The following is a 17,613-nucleotide window of genomic DNA, read 5'->3' as shown; positions in this document are numbered from 1 at the left end:
GGGCTACCTGCCGAACACGGACGACGTGGACGCCTGCCGCACGATCTCCCGGTTGTAGGCGTCGATCTCGACCGTGCCGAGGTCGGCCGGGGCGAGCCACCGGTGGTCCTGGTCGGGTTGGGGCAGCGACACCTCGAAGCTCAGCGGCCGCACCAGGAAGTTGTCCTGCCAGTTCTTGACCTCGTGCCCGTGGTACTGGCTGACGAAGGACGACTCGCCGACCTTCCCGAGCACCTCCCCGAGCAGGCCGGTCTCCTCCTTCAGTTCCCGCAGCACACCGTCCAGCGGACTCTCGCCGGGCTCCAGCTTCCCGCAGGGGACGCCCCACACCCGCGGCAGGAACCGCTCGGTCTCACTGCGCCGCACGAGCAGCACACGCCCGCGATACGCCACGACGGCAGCCGCCAGTCGGTTGTCGCTCGGCAAGTCCATGGCATCCACCGTAGCGAGGATTCGCGGCACGGGACAGTCGGCCGCGGGCCTCCCGCTCCCCCGGCGCCGGACACCGGGCGTCCGTTTTCTTCAAGACGTGCGGCAGGCGGCTGCCTACGCTGCGAAGCATGAACACGAACAGCACACCCCGCTTCGACCTTGTCGGCATCGTCGTGGCCGACATGGCCGCCACACTCGCCTTCTACCGCCGCCTCGGCCTGGAGTTCCCCGCGGGCTCCGAGGACCAGCCGCACGTCGAGGCCGCGCTCCCCGGCGGTCTGCGCATCGCGTTCGACACCGAGGAGACCATCCGCTCCTTCGTCGAGAACTGGGAGCCGCCGCGGAGTTCGGGCCGCATCGGACTCGCGTTCCACTGCGAGACCCCGGCGGGCGTCGACGCGACGTACGAGGAGCTGGTCGGCGCCGGCCATCACGGTGAGCTCAAGCCGTGGGACGCCGTGTGGGGCCAGCGGTACGCCTCCGTCCTGGACCCGGACGGCAACGGCGTCGACCTGTTCGCGCCGCTGTCTAGCCCGGCCGCCGGCTGAGCAGCTCGCTCAGCGGCACGCCCGCCAACTCCTTGACGTCACGCGCCAGATGGGCCTGGTCCGCGAAGCCCGCGACGACCGCGGTCTCCGCGTAGGCCAGGCCTTCCCTGGCCAGGGCCAGCGCGCGCTGCAGCCGCAGGACACGGGCCAGCGTCTTGGGTCCGTAGCCGAACGCGGCGAGTGAACGCCGGTGCAGGAGACGGGCGTTGATGCCCGCCTCGTCGGCGGTCGCCGCGATGGAACGTCCCGCGTCCAGGGCCTTGACGACGTGCGCGAGGAGCGGGTCGGGCGGCTCGCTCTCGCCCGCGCGCGTCAGGGCGACGGACTCCAGGACGGCCGCCGGATCGCGGGCCGCGTCCATGCGTTCGGTCAGTCGACGTGCTTCGGCGGACGGCCACAGGTCGGCGAGGTCGACGCGCCGGTCGCGGAGTTCGTGCGCGGGCACGCCGAGGAAGGCGGGGGCGGTGCCGGGGTAGAAGCGGATGCCCACGTACCGGGCGGTGACGTTCGCTTCGGGGCGGTGAGCGCGCGTGTCGGGGCCCGCGACCAGGAGCTTGCCGCCGGTCCACAGCAGGTCCATGCAGCCGTCGGGCAGGACGGGGTACACGGGGCCCGCCGCGCCGCCGGAGGCCCGGGTCCACAGGACCGCGCCGGCGAGCCGGGACGGCCGCTCCGCGTACTCGACTGTCTCGTACGACACGTTCTCAAGGCTACGCCGCTGGAGGGCTACGCGGCCGGTGAGCGGTGCTCCTGCGGGCTGACCCCGTACACCCGCTTGAAGGCGCTGGAGAGCGCGAACGCGCTGCCGTATCCCACACGGCGGGCGATCGCGGCGATCGTCTGCTCGCTGTCCCGCAGCAGGTCGGCGGCGAGCGCGAGCCGCCAGCCCGTCAGGTACGCCATCGGCGGCTCTCCCACGAGTTCGGTGAAGCGCCGGGCGAGCGCGGCCCGCGAGACGCCCGCCTTCGCGGCGAGCGCGGCGATGGTCCAGGGGTGTGCGGGGTCGTCCTGGAGCAGCCGGATGGCCTGTCCGACGACCGGGTCCCCCATCGCCCGGTACCAGGCGGGGGCCTCCGCCTCCGGCCGCGAGAACCAGGCCCTCAACGAGGCGATCATCAGCAGATCGAGCAGCCGGTCCAGCACGACGTCCTGCCCCGGCTCATCCTTGGAGATCTCGTCGGCGAGCAGCGGGGTGAGCGGGCAGTCCCACACCTCGGTGGACAGCACGAGCAGCGGGGGCAGGGCGTCGAGGAGCCGTCCGGTGATCTCGCCGCGCGCCTGATAGGTGCCGATCAGCATCTCCGCGGGGCCGTCGATCGATTGCCCCCAGGCGCGCAGGCCCAGGTCCCGGTACTGCCCGGGCGGAGTATCGCCGAGGGGCACGCAGTGTTCGCCGGGCCGGATCTCGACTTGAGGAAGCGCCGCCGGGTCGTCGGCGACGGTGTAGTGGTCGGGGCCGCGGGCGATGGCGACGTCTCCGGGACGGATCAGCTGGGGCTCGCCGTCGTCGGGCACGATCCATGCGGTGCCCCGCACCATGATCATGACCGAGAGCGGTGCCTCGTCCGCGATGCGGACGGACCAGGGCGGATCGAAGCACGCGCGGATCATGAAGGCTCCTCGCGCGCGGGGGCCTTCCAGCAAGCCTGCGAGTACGTCCATGGCGAAAGCGTAGACGTACGCGTATGGGGGTGAGCCCCTGGCGGATGGCTCCTTGTGGCGCGGGCCGGTTCACTGAAGTCATGACAGAGAACGCGGGGAACGCGGGGAACACGCAGAGCTCGAAGAGCACGCGGAACATGACGGTGTTGGTCACGGGCGCCACCGGCAAGACCGGGCGCAGGGTCGCGGAGGCCGCCGAGGCGGCGGGCTGCACGGTGCGGGCGGCATCGCGTTCGGGGGCCGTGCGGTTCGACTGGTACGACCCCTCGACGTGGGAGGACGCGCTGCGGGGCGCGGACGCCGCGTACCTCGCCTACATGCCGGACGTCGGCGCTCCCGGCGCGGGCGACGCGGTGGGCGCGCTGGCCCGGCAGGCGGTTGCGCTCGGCGTGCGGCGGCTCGTCCTCCTTTCGGCGCGGGGCGAGGACCAGGCGGAGCCGGCCGAGCGGGCGCTGCGGGAGTCCGGAGCGGAGTGGACTGTCGTACGGGCGAGTTGGTTCGCCCAGAACCTGAGCGAGGGGCCGCTGCTCGAGGGCATGCGAGCCGGGGAGCTGGTGTTCCCCGCCGGCGAGGTGCTCGAACCGTTCGTCGACTCGCGGGACATCGCCGACGTGGTGGTGGCGGTCCTGCGCCCCGACTCGGGCTACGTGGGACGGGTTTTGGAGATATCGGGCCCGCGCCTTCTCTCGTTCCGCGACGCGGTGGCCGAGGTGTCGGCGGCCGCGGGGCGGGAGATTCGGTATGTCCCCGTCTCGGCGAGGGAGTACGGGGGTGCTCTCGCCGAGTACGGGGTTCCCGCGGAGGAGGCCGAGTTCCTGATCGAGCTCTTCGAGACGAACCTGGACGGCCGCAACGCGTATCTCTCCGAGGGCGTGCGGGAGGTCCTGGGGCGGGCGCCGCGTGACTTCGCCGATTTCGCCAGGGAGCAGGCGGAGGCGGGCGTCTGGAAGGGGTGAGTCTTCCCCGAGCCCGCCCCTTCCCGGCTGTGACATTTGCGGCTCCGCCGCGGGGCGCCCGGCGCGGGGGCCTTGACCTCCAAACGCCGGACGGGCTGGATTTCCAGCCCGTCCGGCGTTTGAGGACATCTCGCAGGGCCCGCCCCTACTCCGGCGGCGGCTCCCCGTTCTTCTTCACGTGCGTCCGCAGGCGTGAGGAGACGTCATCCGGGGGCAGAAAGCGGGACCAACGCTCCGGGAACTCCGACGGCATGTCGGGGTCGTCCGGGTCCGCGGAAGCCTCCCGCGCGGCGGCCGCGCGGGCCACCACCTCCACCGCCCGCGCCTCCCGTATCCGGTCGTTGGCCGCACGCGCGGCAGCCGTGGCGACGGAGGGCCACACCCGGTCGATGGCCGCGTTCACGGCCGCGCCCACCAGCACGGCGAACGCCGACACGCCGATCCACAGGAGCACCGCCACCGGCGCCGCCAACGAACCGTAGATCGTGGGGCCTTCGACCGTGCTCGTCAGGTAGATCCGGAGCAGGAAGCTGCCGAGGACCCACATCCCGAGGGCGATCAGCGCGCCCGGCATGTCCTCCACCCAGGGCGAGCGCACCGGCACGGACACGTGGTACAGCGTCGTCAGGAAGACCACCGACAGAAGTGTCACCACCGGCCAGTACAGGATCTGCACCACCGTCGTGGAGCCGGGCACCAGATTCACCACCGCGTCAGGACCCGCCACCATCAGCGGAAGAGCCACCGAACCGATCAGCAGCGCCACGATGAACAGGCCGAACGCGAGGAGGCGGGTCTTGACGATGCCGCGCGCGCCGTCGAGGCCGTACATGACCGTGATCGTGTCGATGAAGACGTTCACGGCGCGCGAGCCCGACCACAGGGCGAAGAGGAAACCGATGGAGATGACGTCGGGCCGGCCGACCCGCATGACGTCCTCCAGTATCGGCTCCGCGATCTGGCTGACGCCCCGGTCGGAGAGGACCGTGCGGGAGGCCTCGAGGATGTTGTTCTCGACGCTGGCGATCGTGTTCGCGCCGGTCCACCGGTCCACGTACGCGAGCAGGCCGATGAGGCTCAGGAGCAGCGGCGGCACGGAAAGCAGCGTGAAGAACGCCGCCTCGGCGGCGAGTCCCAGGATCCGGTACTCCACGCACGAGTTGACCGTGTCCTTGAGCAGCAGCCAGGCGGTCCTGCGCTTGGAGACGTTGCTGTAGAGAGCGCGGGCCCGGTTCCAGCGGCCGGACGGCCTCCCGGGTGTTTCTTTTGCCTGGTGCACCTCCTTACCGTAGCGGCATGGCAGCCACCACCCACACAGTGACCAACCAGGCTCCGCCCCTGGTGGGATATGACGTTTTTACGTCCGACCGCGCCCTCACGGAAGGAGTCGAGCGGCATCTCGATCCCGCCCTCCTCGACACCGCGCGCGAGCAACTCTCCCAACTCGGGCGGGCCGCGGGCTCGGCCCAGGCGCGGGAATGGGGGTTCCTGGCCAATGAGAATCCGCCCGTTCTGCACACCCATGACCGCTATGGGAACCGTATCGACGAAGTCACCTTCCATCCGGCGTGGCACCGGCTGCTCGGCAAGGCGGTGTCGTCGGGCCTGACCACCGCCTGGTCGCGGCCGGGCGGTCATCTGCGGCGCGCGGCAGGGTTCCTGGTGTGGTCGCAGGTCGAGGCGGGGCACGGCTGCCCGGTCTCGATGACGCACGCGGCTGTTCCGGCCCTGCGGGCCGACCCCGCGCTCGCCGCCGAGTGGGAGCCCCGGCTCTCTTCCCTCGTCTACGACGAGGGTCTTCGGCCCGCGTCCCAGAAGGCCGGAGCGCTCTTCGGGATGGGTATGACGGAGAAGCAGGGCGGCAGCGATGTGCGCGCGAACACGACGCGAGCGCGCGCGCTCGCGGAAGAGGGCGCCTATGAACTCACGGGACACAAGTGGTTCTGTTCCGCACCCATGTCCGACGGCTTTCTCGTGCTCGGGCAGACCGGGGCGGGACTTACGTGTTTCCTGGTGCCGCGGGTCCTTGAGGACGGCACCAGGAACGCCTTCGCCATTCAGCGCCTGAAGGACAAACTGGGCAACAAGTCGAACGCGTCAAGCGAGGTGGAGTTCGACGGGACGTGGGCGCGGCGGGTCGGGGACGAGGGGCGCGGGGTGCGCACCATCATCGAGATGGTGGCGGCCACGCGGCTGGACTGCGTCGTGGGTTCGGCGGCGCTCATGCGCCAGGCCGTCGCGCAGGCGGTGCACCACGCCACGTACCGCGAGGCGTTCGGCGGCAAGCTCGTCGACAAGCCGCTCATGCGCAACGTCCTTGCGGATCTGGCCCTGGAGTCGGAGGCGGCCACGACGCTCGCGATGCGGCTCGCGGCCGCGTACGACGACGGGAGCGAGCAGGAGCGGGCGTTCCTGCGGATCGCGGTGCCGGCCGCGAAGTACTGGGTCACCAAGCGCTGCACGCCGCTCGTGGTGGAGGCCCTGGAGGTGCTCGGCGGCAATGGCTACGTCGAGGAGTCGGGGATGCCGCGGCTCCTTCGCGAGTCGCCGCTCAACTCCATCTGGGAGGGCTCGGGGAACGTACAGGCGCTGGATGTGCTGCGTGCGCTGCAGCGGGAGCCGCTGGCGCTGAACGCCTTCCTCCAGGAGGTCGGCCTCGCCCGCGGCGCCGATCACCGCCTGGACGGCGCGATCAAGGGACTGCTCACCGAACTTGCCGACCTGGACGCCATCGAGGCGCGGGCACGCCGCCTTGTGGAGCGGATGGCTCTGGTGCTCCAGGGTTCGCTGCTCGTGCGGTACGCGCCCCCGGAGGTGGCCGACGCGTTCTGTGCCTCGCGGCTCGGCGGGGACTGGGGCTCGGCGTTCGGGACGCTGCCGCACAGCCTCGATCTGGCCTCCGTGGTGGAGCGGGCGGCCCCGCGCGACAACTAGGCGCTGTCCGGCGGCTCATGACGGAAGCGCGGGGGTGGTGCTGCGCCGACACGGCACCACCCCCGCGTTCTGGCCCCGTTGAGGAGCGTGCACGCCGCGCGAACGGCGTCGGCATCAGCTTCGACCGCCGCACGGCCGTTCGCGAGAGTTGCAGATGGTTGCAAGTCAGCTGTTCATTACTGAACCAATACCCTTGCGGACGCCGAAGGGGCACGATGAGTGGGTGCCCCCGACGCACTGGCTCTGCTCGGGAAGGACCCGGTGATGAACGCGACTTCGACGATCAGTCTCGCGAGGATCTCCGCCATGGACAGTGCGCAGGCCGCGCGGCTCCTCGCGGGTGTCCGGCTCGCGGCGCTCGCCGGGCTGCGGCCGCGTGTGCTGCCGCGACCGGTGATCGAGGAGTCCTGGGAGCGCATGAAGCTCGACGGGGTCGACCCCGACCACGACTTCCGCTCCCGGCTGCTCAGCATCGAGGAGCTCGAGGAGCGCCGGCGCGCGTCGCCGCTGACGGAGATCATGCCGGTGCTGCGGGATGCGCTCGTCTCGGTGGCGGACGCGGCGCACCACATCATGGTCGTCTGTGACCCGGAGGGCCGGGTGCTGTGGCGCGAGGGCAGCTCCACGGTGCTGCGCAAGGCGGACTCGCTCGGCTTCGAGCTGGGTGCCGACTGGGCCGAGAGCGTCGTCGGCACGAACGGCATAGGGACACCGCTGGTCGTGCGCCGTCCCGTGCAGGTGTTCTCCGCCGAGCACTTCGTGGAGACACATCACGCGTGGACGTGCACGGGTGCGCCCATCACCGATCCTCGCGATGGCCGTCTGCTCGGCGTGGTCGACATCAGCGGTCCGCTGAACACGATGCATCCGGCGACGCTGGCGCTGGTCGACTCGGTGGCCAAGCTCGCCGAGGCCCGGCTGCGGGAGACCCATGTGACGGCGCTCGACCGGCTCCGTTCGGTGGCGGCGCCGGTGCTCGCCCGCCTCGCGGGGCGTGCCGTCGCGGTGGACACCCACGGGTGGACGGCGGCGGTCACGGGAATGCCGCCCACGGACCGGCTCGCGCTGCCCAGGACCATGGCCGCGGGCCACATACGGCTGCCCTCGCTCGGCACCTGCACGGTGGAGCCGCTGCCCGGCGGCTGGCTGCTGCGCGTCGAGGAGGACCCACGGCCGCCGGCGGCCACCCGCGTCGTCCTGGACGTGAGCGGGCCGCGCCGCTGGTCGGTCACCGTCGAGGGCGATGGCACCGGCGGCTGGACGCATGAACTCAGCCCGCGGCACGCCGAGTTGCTCTTCCTTCTGAGCACCCGCCGCAAGGGCCGCAGCGCTTCGGGCCTCGCCGAGGACATGTTCGGCGACCCGGCGCGCACGGTGACGGTCCGCGCCGAGCTCTCCCGGGTCCGGCGGTACCTGGGCGGACTACTGGCGCACCGCCCCTACCGCTTCCCCGAGGACGTGGACGTGGAGGTGATCCTGCCGGAGCACCCGGCGCAGCTGCTGCCGCATTCGACGGCACCCGCGGTGCGTGCGGCGCGAACGGCGCCGGAGCCTTGAGTGCGGTGGTGCCCGCCTTGGACGACATCCCGCCCCCGTGATTCTCTGACCTGCATGAGCCTCACTGTCACCACCTGGTCCCTGGAGCAGACCGCTCCCACCGATCTGCTTCCCGCCGCCGCCCCTGAGGGCGACGCCGTGCGGATCGTCCGGGCCGAGATCCCCTCCCCCGAGTTCAGCCGCTTCCTGTACGCCTCCGTCGGCGGCGACATCCACTGGACGGACCGGCTCTCCCTCTCCTACGCCCAGTGGCAGGAGGAGCTCGGGAAGCCTGGCGTCGAGACCTGGGTCGCGTACGACAAGGGGACGCCCGCCGGGTATGTGGAGCTGGCGGCGCAGAAAGACGGGGTCGTCGAGATCGTGTACTTCGGACTCATCCCCGCCTTCCGGGGCCGGCGGCTCGGCGGGCACCTCCTCTCGTACGGGGTGCGCAGGGCCTGGGACCTCGCCGAGCGGTGGCCCGAGCTCACCCCCACCAAGCGGGTATGGCTGCACACGTGCTCCAAGGACGGCGAGCACGCCATGGACAATTACCTGCGGCGCGGCTTCAAGCTCTTCGACACGAAGGTCGAACAGGAGCCGGACGTTCCCGCCCCCGGCCCCTGGACCGGCGCGTAGCCCCCGACCCCCTCGGGGGTCCCACAAGAAGTGACCGAGACCACACTGTCTCGCATAGCGAGACTCTCCAGTCCACATTTTGGATAATGGTGGACTGGGCCGAAAGTCCCATGACACGCTTCCGTCATGGATCGCACTGGAATTGCCTTGGTGAGTCGGCGTCACGTCGATCTCTGCCGCATGTCCAGCGCCATGTGTCCGGCGAGCTGACAGCACCAGCGCCGCCGCCTCTCTCTTCCTGACCGACCTTTTGCGCACCGCCGCGCCTCCTGCGCGAAGTGTGCAGGTCAGAGCCTCCCTCAGCCCGCCTTGAAGGACGTATAGCCATGGCTGCCACCCCGGAAAAACCCACGACTGCCGCGCCCCGGCGCAAAGCGAGCCGTCACCGTGGTGAGGGCCAGTGGGCCGTAGGCCACTTCACGCCGCTGAACGGCAACGAACAGTTCAAGAAGGACGACGACGGTCTCAATGTGCGGACACGCATTGAGACGATCTACTCGAAGCGCGGCTTCGACTCCATCGACCCGAACGATCTCCGTGGACGTATGCGCTGGTGGGGGCTCTACACCCAGCGCCGGCAGGGCATCGACGGCGGCAAGACCGCGATCCTGGAGCCGGAGGAGCTGGACGACGAGTACTTCATGCTGCGGGTCCGCATCGACGGCGGGCGGCTGACCACCGAGCAGCTGCGCGTCATCGGCGAGATCTCGCAGGAGTTCGCGCGCGGCACCGCCGACCTCACCGACCGGCAGAACGTGCAGTATCACTGGATCCGCATCGAGGACGTTCCCGCCATCTGGGAGCGGCTCGAGGCAGTCGGGCTCTCGACCACCGAGGCGTGCGGTGACACGCCCCGCGTCATCCTCGGCTCGCCCGTCGCCGGTGTCGCCGAGAACGAGATCATCGACGGTTCGCCCGCCATTGATGAGATCCAGCGCCGCTTCATCGGCAATCCGGACTTCTCGAACCTGCCGCGCAAGTTCAAGACCGCCATCTCGGGGTCGCCGCAGCTCGACGTCGCGCACGAGATCAACGACGTCGCCTTCGTCGGCGTCAACCACCCCGAGCACGGGCCCGGCTTCGACCTCTGGGTGGGCGGTGGCCTCTCCACCAACCCCAAGCTGGGCGTGCGGCTCGGCGCCTGGGTGCCGCTGGACGAGGTGCCCGACGTGTACGGCGGTGTCATCGGCATCTTCCGCGACTACGGCTACCGGCGCCTTCGCAACCGCGCCCGATTGAAGTTCCTCGTCGCCGACTGGGGGCCGGAGAAGTTCCGGCAGATCCTTCAGGACGAGTACCTCGAGCGCGAACTCCTCGACGGGCCCGCGCCCGAGCAGCCCGCCGACACGTGGCGCGACCACCTCGGCGTGCACAAGCAGAAGGACGGCCGCTTCTACGTCGGCTTCGCCCCCCGCGTCGGCCGCGTGGACGGCGCGACACTCACGAAGATCGCCGACGTCGCCGCCGCCCACGGCTCGGGCAGGCTGCGCACCACCGCCGAGCAGAAGATGATCGTGCTCGACGTGGCGGAGGCTCAGGTCGAGTCCCTCGTCGCCGGGCTCGAAGCCCTGGACCTGCGGGTCAACGCCTCCCCCTTCCGGCGCGGCACCATGGCCTGCACCGGCATCGAGTTCTGCAAGCTGGCGATCGTCGAGACCAAGGCGCGCGGAGCCTCGCTCATCGATGAACTGGAGCGCCGCATCCCGGAGTTCGACCAGCCGATCACCATCAACATCAACGGCTGCCCGAACGCCTGCGCCCGTATCCAGGTCGCCGACATCGGCCTCAAGGGGCAGTTGGTCCTGGACGGCGATGGCAACCAGGTCGAGGGCTTCCAGGTGCACCTGGGCGGCGCGCTGGGCCTGGAGGCCGGGTTCGGCCGCAAGGTCCGTGGCCTGAAGGTCACTTCGGATGAGCTGCCCGACTACGTCGAGCGGGTCCTCAAGCGCTTCGAGAACGAGCGCGCGGACGACGAGCGCTTCGCCACCTGGGTGGCCCGTGCCAGTGAGGAGGCACTGTCGTGAGTGAGCGCGCCGCCCCCTTCCACTGCCCCTACTGCGGCGACGAGGACCTGCGCCCCAACGAAACCGGTCACGGCGCATGGGAATGCGCCGCATGCAATCGAGCCTTCCAGTTGAAGTTCCTCGGGCTGCTCGCCCAGGGAGTTCAGCGCAACAGCGGTGGAGGGGAAGAGATATGACGACTGTGCAGGCTCAAGAGCAGCGCACCGACGAGGAGTTGAAGGCTCTCGCCGAGCAGGCCGGGCACGACCTGGAGGACGCATCCGCCCTGGAGATCCTCCAGTGGGCTTCTCACACCTTCGGCGAGCGCTTCTGCGTGACCTCCTCCATGGAGGACGCCGTCGTCGCCCACCTCGCCTCGCGCGCCCGCCCCGGCGTGGACGTCGTGTTCCTGGACACCGGCTACCACTTCCCCGAGACCATCGGCACCCGTGACGCCGTGGCCGCCGTGATGGACGTCAACGTCATCACGCTCACGCCGCGGCAGAGCGTCGCCGAGCAGGACGCCGAGTTCGGCGCGAAGCTGCACGACCGCAACCCCGACCTGTGCTGCGCCATGCGCAAGGTCAAGCCCCTTGAGGAGGGCCTGACTTCGTACTCCGCGTGGGCGACGGGCCTGCGCCGCGACGAGTCGCCGACCCGCGCGGGCACCCCGGTCGTCGGCTGGGACGAGAAGCGCCGCAAGGTCAAGATCTCGCCGATCGCCCGCTGGACGCAGGACGACGTGGACGCCTACGTCACCGAGCACGGCGTCCTCACCAACCCCCTCCTCATGGACGGTTACGGCTCCGTGGGCTGCGCGCCCTGCACCCGCCGCCTCCTGGAGGGCGAGGACGCGCGCGCCGGGCGCTGGTCGGGCAACGCCAAGACCGAGTGCGGGATCCACTGATGACAGGGCCTCAGACAGCGACTCGGCCTCAGCAGGACACCGGTCCCCGGAACGTATCGGAGAAGCACGTGACCACCGGAGCCACCATCTGGCTCACCGGCCTGCCCAGCGCGGGCAAGACCACCATCGCCTACGAACTCGCGGGCAAGCTGGGCGAGGACGGCCACCGGGTCGAGGTGCTCGACGGCGACGAGATCCGCGAGTTCCTCTCGTCGGGCCTCGGCTTCAGCCGCGAGGACCGGCACACGAACGTGCAGCGCATCGGCTTCGTCGCCGAACTGCTCGCCCGTAACGGCGTGAAGGTCCTGGTGCCGGTGATCGCGCCGTTCGCGGACAGCCGCGACGCGGTACGCAAGCGCCACCAGACGGGCGGGACGCCCTACCTGGAGGTCCACGTGGCCACGCCGGTTGAGGTCTGCTCCGTACGCGACGTGAAGGGTCTGTACGCCAAGCAGGCGGCCGGCGAGATCTCCGGTCTCACCGGGGTCGACGACCCCTACGAGGCGCCCGAGTCACCCGATCTGCGCATCGAGTCCCAGGACCAGACCGTGCAGGAGTCCGCGGCGGCCGTGCGCGCGCTGCTCATCGAAAGGGGTCTGGCATGACGACCACCGTGGCCACCGTGACCGAGGGGACGGACAGCCCTTACGCGCTGTCCCACCTGGACGCCCTTGAGTCCGAGGCGGTGCACATCTTCCGTGAGGTGGCGGGTGAGTTCGAGCGGCCGGTGATCCTCTTCTCCGGCGGCAAGGACTCGATCGTCATGCTGCACCTCGCGCTGAAGGCGTTCGCCCCCGCGGCGATCCCCTTCTCGCTGCTGCACGTCGACACCGGGCACAACTTCCCCGAGGTCATCGAGTACCGCGACCGCGTGGTCGCCGAGCACGGCCTGCGGCTGCACGTCGCCTCCGTGCAGGAGTACATCGACGCGGGCAAGCTGCGCGAACGCCCGGACGGAACGCGCAACCCGCTCCAGACCGTGCCGCTCACGGAGAAGATCCAGAGCGAGAAGTTCGACGCGGTCTTCGGCGGCGGACGCCGCGACGAGGAGAAGGCCCGCGCCAAGGAGCGGGTGTTCTCGCTGCGCGACGAGTTCTCCCAGTGGGACCCGCGCCGCCAGCGCCCCGAGCTGTGGCAGCTCTACAACGGCCGCCACGCCCCCGGCGAGCACGTCCGCGTCTTCCCGCTGTCCAACTGGACCGAGCTTGACGTGTGGCAGTACATCGCCCGCGAGGGCATCGACCTCCCCCAGATCTACTTCGCGCACGAACGGGACGTGTTCCGGCGCTCGGGCATGTGGCTGACCGCCGGCGACTGGGGCGGCCCCAAGGACGACGAGACAGTCGATAACCGGCTCGTCCGCTACCGCACCGTCGGCGACATGTCCTGCACCGGAGCCGTCGACTCCGACGCCACCACGCTGGACGCCGTCATCACCGAGATCGCCGCGTCCCGTCTTACCGAGCGTGGCGCCACCCGCGCCGACGACAAGATGTCCGAGGCCGCGATGGAAGACCGCAAGCGCGAGGGGTACTTCTAAACATGACCAGCACCACCGAACCCGACAAGGCCCAGCCGCTCTCCGCCGAGCAGCTCTCGGCCACCACCCTGCTGAGGTTCGCCACCGCGGGCTCCGTCGACGACGGCAAGTCCACCCTGGTGGGACGGCTGCTTCACGACTCCAAGTCGGTCCTCACCGACCAGCTGGAGGCCGTGGAGCGCGTCTCGCTCGGCCGCGGCCAGGAGGCGCCCGACCTCGCGCTGCTCACCGACGGCCTGCGGGCCGAGCGCGAGCAGGGCATCACCATCGACGTCGCCTACCGCTACTTCGCAACGCCGCAGCGGCGGTTCATCCTCGCCGACACCCCAGGGCACGTGCAGTACACCCGGAACATGGTCACCGGCGCGTCGACGGCCGACCTCGCCGTGGTCCTCGTCGACGCCCGCAACGGCGTCATCGAGCAGACCCGCAGGCACGCCGCGGTCGCCGCGCTGCTGCGCGTCCCGCACGTGGTGCTCGCCGTGAACAAGATGGACCTCGTCGACTACGAGGAGACCGTCTTCGCGAAGATCGCCGAGGAATTCACCGCGTACGCGAGCGAGTTGGGCGTCCCGGAGATCACCGCGATCCCCATCTCCGCGCTCGCCGGTGACAATGTCGTCGAGCCGTCCTCCAACATGGACTGGTACGGCGGCCCCACCGTCCTGGAGCACCTGGAGACGGTCCCGGTCAGCCACGACCTGACCTCCTGCCACGCACGCCTGCCCGTCCAGTACGTGATCCGCCCGCAGACCGCGGAGCACCCCGACTACCGGGGTTACGCGGGACAGATCGCGGCGGGCACCTTCCGGGTCGGCGAGTCCGTGACCGTGCTTCCCTCGGGCGAGACGTCGAAGATCGCGGGCATCGACCTCCTCGGCAAGTCCGTGGACGTGGCGTGGACGCCGCAGTCCGTGACGCTGCTCCTGGAGAGCGACATCGACATCGCGCGCGGTGACCTGATCGTGCCGAGCGGCGACCAGCCGGGGACCTCGCAGGACCTCACGGCGACGGTCTGCCACGTCGCGGACGCCGCGCTGAGCGTGGGCCAGCGGGTGCTGCTCAAGCACACCACCCGCACGGTCAAGGCGATCGTCAAGGAGATCCCCTCGCGGCTCACCCTGGACGACCTCTCCCAGCACCCGGACCCCGGACAGCTGGTCGCCAACGACATCGGCCGCGTCGTGATCCGCACCGCCGAGCCGATCGCGGTCGACTCGTACGCGGCTTCGCGCCGCACCGGTTCGTTCCTCCTGATCGACCCGGCGGACGGCACGACGCTCGCGGCGGGCATGGCGGGCGACGCGTTCGCCGAAACCGTCGAGACGGTCGAAGAGGCCAAGAAGTCGGCCGACGACGAGGGTTGGGACTTCTGACCATGACCTCGATCGACTACTTCTCGACCTTCGCGAAGGAGGGCGGCCGCGTCGGCAGCGGCGCCCTCGGCGCGGGGCAGGGCGGAGTCGGGCGATGTGCGTAATGACGTACGCGCACCGCCTGCGCGCCCACACCCCCCGCGAGTTCGACCTGCGAAGACGAAAACCTGCCGATCTCCCGGCCACGCCCTGACGGTGTGACCGCCGGGCCAACGAGAGGACCACCTCCCGTGCCTGCCAGCTTCCGCACTCCACGCACCACCGGCCGCCGCCGCGCCCTGGGCGCCGTCGCCGCCCTGCCGCTGCTCGCCGTGGTGCTCGCCTCCTGCGGCTACGGATCCGCCGCGCAGGACGAGGACGACAAGGCCCAGGTGGCCGCGGGTGCGAAGAAGATCGAGGGCCTGGACGAGGTGAAGATCGGGTACTTCCCGAACCTCACGCACGCCACCGCGCTCGTCGGTGACCAGGAGGGCCTGTTCCAGAAGGAACTGGGCGCCACGAAGGCAAAGTACACGCAGTTCAACGCGGGCCCTTCGGAGATCGAGGCGCTGAACTCGAAGTCGATCGACATCGGCTGGATCGGCCCGTCGCCCGCGATCAACGGCTACACCAAGTCCCAGGGCGAGAACCTGCGCATCATCGGCGGCTCGGCCTCCGGTGGCGTGAAGCTGGTGGTCGACCCCAAGAAGATCAAGTCCCTGGACGACGTCAAGGGCAAGAAGATCGCGACGCCTCAGCTCGGCAACACCCAGGACGTGGCCTTCCTCAACTGGATCAGGGAAAAGGGCTGGAAGGTCGACGCGGAGAGCGGCAAGGGCGATGTCTCGGTGGTCCGCACCGACAACAAGATCACCCCGGACGCCTACCGGTCCGGCTCGATCGACGGCGCCTGGGTACCGGAGCCGACCGCGTCGAAGCTGGTCGCCGAGGGCGGCAAGGTGATCCTCGACGAGGCCGACCTGTGGCCGGACAAGAAGTTCGTGATCACGAACATCATCGTGTCGCAGTCGTTCCTCAAGGAGCACCCGAAGGTCGTCGAGGCCGTCCTGCGCGGTTCGGTGAAGACCAACCAGTGGATCAAGGACAACCCGGAGAAGGCGAAGGCGTCCGCCAACGCCGCCCTCAAGGAGTCGTCCGGCAAGGAGCTGCCCGCCGAGGTCATCGACCCGGCGTGGAAGTCCATCCAGACCACGGACGACCCACTGGCGGCCACGCTCGACTCCGAGGCGAAGCACGCGGTGAAGGCGGGTCTCCTCGACCAGCCGAACCTCAAGGGCATCTACGACCTGAAGCCGCTGAACAAGGTCCTCAAGGGCGAGGGCAGGTCCGCTGTCGACGACGCCGGTCTAGGCGTCAAGTAACCCCGGAATCAGACCAGTTCCCAGGAGGTGACGACCATGGCGACGACGACCCTCGCCAAGGCGGCGGAAGACATCACGGCCGCCCCGCACGCAGCCCGGATCGAACACGTCTCGAAGTCCTTCGCCACGCCCGCCGGGCAGCAGCTCGTCCTGGACGACATCACGCTCGATGTCGCTCCCGGTGAGTTCGTCACCCTCCTGGGAGCCTCGGGCTGCGGCAAGTCGACGCTGCTCAATCTGGTGGCCGGGCTCGACAAGCCGACGGTGGGCGCCATCGCCACCGACGGCCGCCCCGCCCTGATGTTCCAGGATCACGCGCTGTTCCCGTGGCTGACCGCGGGCAAGAACATCGAGCTCGCCCTGAAGCTGCGCGGCATCGCGAAGGCCGAGCGGCGCGAGCGGGCCGAGGAGCTCCTCGGCCTCGTACGGCTCCAGGGGGCGTACGGCAAGCGGGTGCACGAGCTGTCCGGCGGCATGCGCCAGCGTGTCGCCCTTGCCCGCGCCCTCGCGCAGGACGCCAAGATCCTGCTGATGGACGAGCCGTTCGCGGCGCTCGACGCGATCACGCGTGACGTCCTGCACGACGAGCTGACCCGCATCTGGCGCGAGACCAACGTCTCCGTCCTCTTCGTCACGCACAACGTGCGCGAGGCCGTCCGCCTCGCCGAGCGCGTCGTGCTCCTCTCGTCGCGTCCGGGCCGGGTGGCGCACGAGTGGCGCGTCGACATCCCCCACCCGCGCCGCATCGAGGACTCCGCCGTGGCGGAACTGTCCGTCGAGATCACCGAACAACTGCGTGGGGAGATCCGCCGACATGGCAAGGACTGACACTCCGGTCGACAAGGCCGAGAGCGACAGCAGCCAGGACCTGGCCGGTCTGGAGGCGGGCCTCGACGCCCTGGACGCGGTCCAGACCCGGCGTACGCCCTTCCGGCACACCTTCGTCCAGAAGATCCTGCCGCCGGTGACCGCCGTCGTGCTGGTCATCGTGGTGTGGCAGGTCCTGGTGTGGGCGAAGGTCACCGACTCCTACACGCTGCCCGCGCCCTCCGCCGTCTGGGACGAGGTGGAGGAAGCCTGGCTCCAGGGCACGCTCCTGGAGTACATCTGGACGTCCGTGTCGCGTGGCCTGCTCGGCTTCCTGATGGCCCTCGCGATCGGTACGCCGCTGGGTCTGATCGTGGCCAGGGTGCGGTTCATCAGGGCCGCGATCGGCCCCATCCTGTCCGGTCTTCAGTCGCTTCCCTCGGTGGCGTGGGTGCCGCCGGCTGTGATCTGGCTCGGGCTCAACGACCAGATGATGTTCGCGGTGATCCTGCTCGGCGCGGTCCCCTCGATCGCCAACGGCCTGGTCGCGGGCATCGACCAGGTGCCACCGCTGTACCTGCGGGCGGGCCGCACGCTGGGTGCCACGGGCCTGCGCCACACCTGGCACATCGTCATGCCCGCCGCGCTGCCCGGCTATCTCGCGGGTCTGAAGCAGGGCTGGGCGTTCTCCTGGCGCTCCCTGATGGCCGCGGAGATCATCGCGCAGTCGCCCGATCTGGGCATGGGCCTCGGCCAGCTCCTGGAGGCGGGCCGCACGAACAGCAGCATGTCCCAGGTGTTCTTCGCGATCCTCCTCATCCTCATCGTCGGCATCGCCATCGACCTGCTCATCTTCAGCCCGCTTGAGCGGCGCGTGCTGCGCAGCCGCGGACTCCTCGTGAGGAGCTGACC

At 70.1% G+C, this 17,613-nt stretch carries 19 protein-coding genes; 15 read left to right on the top strand and 4 right to left on the bottom strand.

Annotation, left to right across the window (positions count from 1 at the left end; genetic code table 11):
- Window positions 1–3 precede the first annotated feature (3 nt).
- Window positions 4–432, bottom strand: a complete 429-nt coding sequence (locus ACZ5WE_RS31525) for an NUDIX hydrolase (protein ID WP_467688033.1) — start codon at window positions 430–432, stop codon at window positions 4–6.
- A gap of 128 nt (window positions 433–560) precedes the next feature.
- Here ACZ5WE_RS31525 and ACZ5WE_RS31520 point away from each other — a divergent pair, with 128 nt between their 5' ends.
- Complete coding sequence (locus tag ACZ5WE_RS31520; protein ID WP_467688035.1) at window positions 561–980, top strand: VOC family protein; 420 nt, start codon at window positions 561–563, stop codon at window positions 978–980.
- Here the strand turns inward: ACZ5WE_RS31520 and ACZ5WE_RS31515 are convergent.
- Window positions 961–1,680, bottom strand: a complete 720-nt coding sequence (locus ACZ5WE_RS31515; protein WP_467688037.1) for a DUF6597 domain-containing transcriptional factor — start codon at window positions 1,678–1,680, stop codon at window positions 961–963. The genes ACZ5WE_RS31520 and ACZ5WE_RS31515 overlap by 20 nt on opposite strands.
- Before the next feature lie 26 nt (window positions 1,681–1,706).
- Window positions 1,707–2,642 carry an AraC family transcriptional regulator gene (locus ACZ5WE_RS31510; RefSeq protein ID WP_467688039.1) on the bottom strand — a complete coding sequence of 312 codons (936 nt, stop codon included), beginning with the start codon at window positions 2,640–2,642 and terminating at the stop codon, window positions 1,707–1,709.
- A gap of 80 nt (window positions 2,643–2,722) precedes the next feature.
- Between ACZ5WE_RS31510 and ACZ5WE_RS31505 the strand changes: the two genes are divergently transcribed.
- Window positions 2,723–3,598 (top strand): NAD(P)H-binding protein, encoded by an 876-nt coding sequence (locus tag ACZ5WE_RS31505; protein WP_467688040.1) that lies wholly within the window; start codon window positions 2,723–2,725, stop codon window positions 3,596–3,598.
- A gap of 145 nt (window positions 3,599–3,743) precedes the next feature.
- Here ACZ5WE_RS31505 and ACZ5WE_RS31500 read toward each other — a convergent pair whose 3' ends face one another.
- Window positions 3,744–4,877, bottom strand: coding sequence for a YihY/virulence factor BrkB family protein (locus ACZ5WE_RS31500; RefSeq protein WP_467688042.1), 1,134 nt, complete (start codon window positions 4,875–4,877; stop codon window positions 3,744–3,746).
- A gap of 17 nt (window positions 4,878–4,894) precedes the next feature.
- On the opposite strand from ACZ5WE_RS31500, the gene ACZ5WE_RS31495 reads away from it, so the two are divergent.
- From ACZ5WE_RS31495 to ACZ5WE_RS31435, 13 genes are all read left to right on the top strand, one after another.
- Entirely contained in the window at window positions 4,895–6,532 is a 1,638-nt protein-coding gene (locus ACZ5WE_RS31495; RefSeq protein WP_467688043.1) for an acyl-CoA dehydrogenase family protein, read from the top strand.
- A 264-nt stretch (window positions 6,533–6,796) separates the two neighbouring features.
- On the top strand, window positions 6,797–8,089 hold the full coding sequence (locus tag ACZ5WE_RS31490; protein ID WP_467688045.1) for a GAF domain-containing protein: 1,293 nt from the start codon (window positions 6,797–6,799) through the stop codon (window positions 8,087–8,089).
- Window positions 8,090–8,143: 54 nt separating this feature from the next.
- On the top strand, window positions 8,144–8,707 hold the full coding sequence (locus ACZ5WE_RS31485) for a GNAT family N-acetyltransferase (protein ID WP_467688047.1): 564 nt from the start codon (window positions 8,144–8,146) through the stop codon (window positions 8,705–8,707).
- A gap of 126 nt (window positions 8,708–8,833) precedes the next feature.
- The gene (locus ACZ5WE_RS31480; RefSeq protein ID WP_323178717.1) at window positions 8,834–8,917 is read left to right on the top strand and encodes a putative leader peptide; all 84 of its coding nucleotides are present in this window, start codon (window positions 8,834–8,836) and stop codon (window positions 8,915–8,917) included.
- A 116-nt stretch (window positions 8,918–9,033) separates the two neighbouring features.
- Window positions 9,034–10,731: a nitrite/sulfite reductase gene (locus ACZ5WE_RS31475; protein ID WP_467688049.1), complete on the top strand. Its 1,698-nt coding sequence runs from the start codon at window positions 9,034–9,036 to the stop codon at window positions 10,729–10,731.
- Window positions 10,728–10,907, top strand: coding sequence for a hypothetical protein (locus tag ACZ5WE_RS31470; RefSeq protein WP_344518628.1), 180 nt, complete (start codon window positions 10,728–10,730; stop codon window positions 10,905–10,907). The genes ACZ5WE_RS31475 and ACZ5WE_RS31470 overlap by 4 nt, the downstream gene beginning before the upstream one ends.
- Window positions 10,904–11,617: a phosphoadenylyl-sulfate reductase gene (locus ACZ5WE_RS31465; RefSeq protein WP_467688051.1), complete on the top strand. Its 714-nt coding sequence runs from the start codon at window positions 10,904–10,906 to the stop codon at window positions 11,615–11,617. The genes ACZ5WE_RS31470 and ACZ5WE_RS31465 overlap by 4 nt, the downstream gene beginning before the upstream one ends.
- A complete protein-coding gene (gene cysC / locus ACZ5WE_RS31460; protein WP_467688053.1) occupies window positions 11,617–12,222 on the top strand; it encodes an adenylyl-sulfate kinase in 606 nt (201 codons plus the stop codon). The genes ACZ5WE_RS31465 and cysC overlap by 1 nt, the downstream gene beginning before the upstream one ends.
- Window positions 12,219–13,157 (top strand): sulfate adenylyltransferase subunit CysD, encoded by a 939-nt coding sequence (cysD, locus tag ACZ5WE_RS31455; RefSeq protein WP_467688055.1) that lies wholly within the window; start codon window positions 12,219–12,221, stop codon window positions 13,155–13,157. Before cysC ends, cysD begins: the two co-directional genes overlap by 4 nt.
- 2 nt (window positions 13,158–13,159) lie before the next feature.
- On the top strand, window positions 13,160–14,533 hold the full coding sequence (locus tag ACZ5WE_RS31450) for a sulfate adenylyltransferase subunit 1 (protein ID WP_467688056.1): 1,374 nt from the start codon (window positions 13,160–13,162) through the stop codon (window positions 14,531–14,533).
- Window positions 14,534–14,763: 230 nt separating this feature from the next.
- Window positions 14,764–15,894 (top strand): ABC transporter substrate-binding protein, encoded by a 1,131-nt coding sequence (locus tag ACZ5WE_RS31445; RefSeq protein WP_467688058.1) that lies wholly within the window; start codon window positions 14,764–14,766, stop codon window positions 15,892–15,894.
- A 36-nt stretch (window positions 15,895–15,930) separates the two neighbouring features.
- Complete coding sequence (locus ACZ5WE_RS31440; protein WP_467688060.1) at window positions 15,931–16,722, top strand: ABC transporter ATP-binding protein; 792 nt, start codon at window positions 15,931–15,933, stop codon at window positions 16,720–16,722.
- Window positions 16,709–17,611 carry an ABC transporter permease gene (locus ACZ5WE_RS31435; protein ID WP_467688062.1) on the top strand — a complete coding sequence of 301 codons (903 nt, stop codon included), beginning with the start codon at window positions 16,709–16,711 and terminating at the stop codon, window positions 17,609–17,611. Before ACZ5WE_RS31440 ends, ACZ5WE_RS31435 begins: the two co-directional genes overlap by 14 nt.
- The last annotated feature ends 2 nt before the right edge of the window (window positions 17,612–17,613 follow it).

Source organism: Streptomyces sp. NPDC033180, assembly GCF_055577645.1.
This window is presented reverse-complemented; position numbering and strand designations above follow the sequence as displayed.

Coding starts and splice junctions, on each gene's coding strand:
- ACZ5WE_RS31495 (WP_467688043.1), top strand. CDS start 4,895: ATGGCAGCCACCACCCACACAGTGACCAACCAGGCTCCGCCCCTGGTG.
- ACZ5WE_RS31475 (WP_467688049.1), top strand. CDS start 9,034: ATGGCTGCCACCCCGGAAAAACCCACGACTGCCGCGCCCCGGCGCAAA.
- cysD (WP_467688055.1), top strand. CDS start 12,219: ATGACGACCACCGTGGCCACCGTGACCGAGGGGACGGACAGCCCTTAC.
- ACZ5WE_RS31505 (WP_467688040.1), top strand. CDS start 2,723: ATGACAGAGAACGCGGGGAACGCGGGGAACACGCAGAGCTCGAAGAGC.
- ACZ5WE_RS31440 (WP_467688060.1), top strand. CDS start 15,931: ATGGCGACGACGACCCTCGCCAAGGCGGCGGAAGACATCACGGCCGCC.
- ACZ5WE_RS31450 (WP_467688056.1), top strand. CDS start 13,160: ATGACCAGCACCACCGAACCCGACAAGGCCCAGCCGCTCTCCGCCGAG.
- ACZ5WE_RS31485 (WP_467688047.1), top strand. CDS start 8,144: ATGAGCCTCACTGTCACCACCTGGTCCCTGGAGCAGACCGCTCCCACC.
- ACZ5WE_RS31520 (WP_467688035.1), top strand. CDS start 561: ATGAACACGAACAGCACACCCCGCTTCGACCTTGTCGGCATCGTCGTG.
- ACZ5WE_RS31525 (WP_467688033.1), bottom strand. CDS start 432: ATGGACTTGCCGAGCGACAACCGACTGGCGGCTGCCGTCGTGGCGTAT.
- ACZ5WE_RS31490 (WP_467688045.1), top strand. CDS start 6,797: ATGAACGCGACTTCGACGATCAGTCTCGCGAGGATCTCCGCCATGGAC.
- ACZ5WE_RS31465 (WP_467688051.1), top strand. CDS start 10,904: ATGACGACTGTGCAGGCTCAAGAGCAGCGCACCGACGAGGAGTTGAAG.
- ACZ5WE_RS31510 (WP_467688039.1), bottom strand. CDS start 2,642: ATGGACGTACTCGCAGGCTTGCTGGAAGGCCCCCGCGCGCGAGGAGCC.
- ACZ5WE_RS31480 (WP_323178717.1), top strand. CDS start 8,834: ATGGATCGCACTGGAATTGCCTTGGTGAGTCGGCGTCACGTCGATCTC.
- ACZ5WE_RS31435 (WP_467688062.1), top strand. CDS start 16,709: ATGGCAAGGACTGACACTCCGGTCGACAAGGCCGAGAGCGACAGCAGC.
- cysC (WP_467688053.1), top strand. CDS start 11,617: ATGACAGGGCCTCAGACAGCGACTCGGCCTCAGCAGGACACCGGTCCC.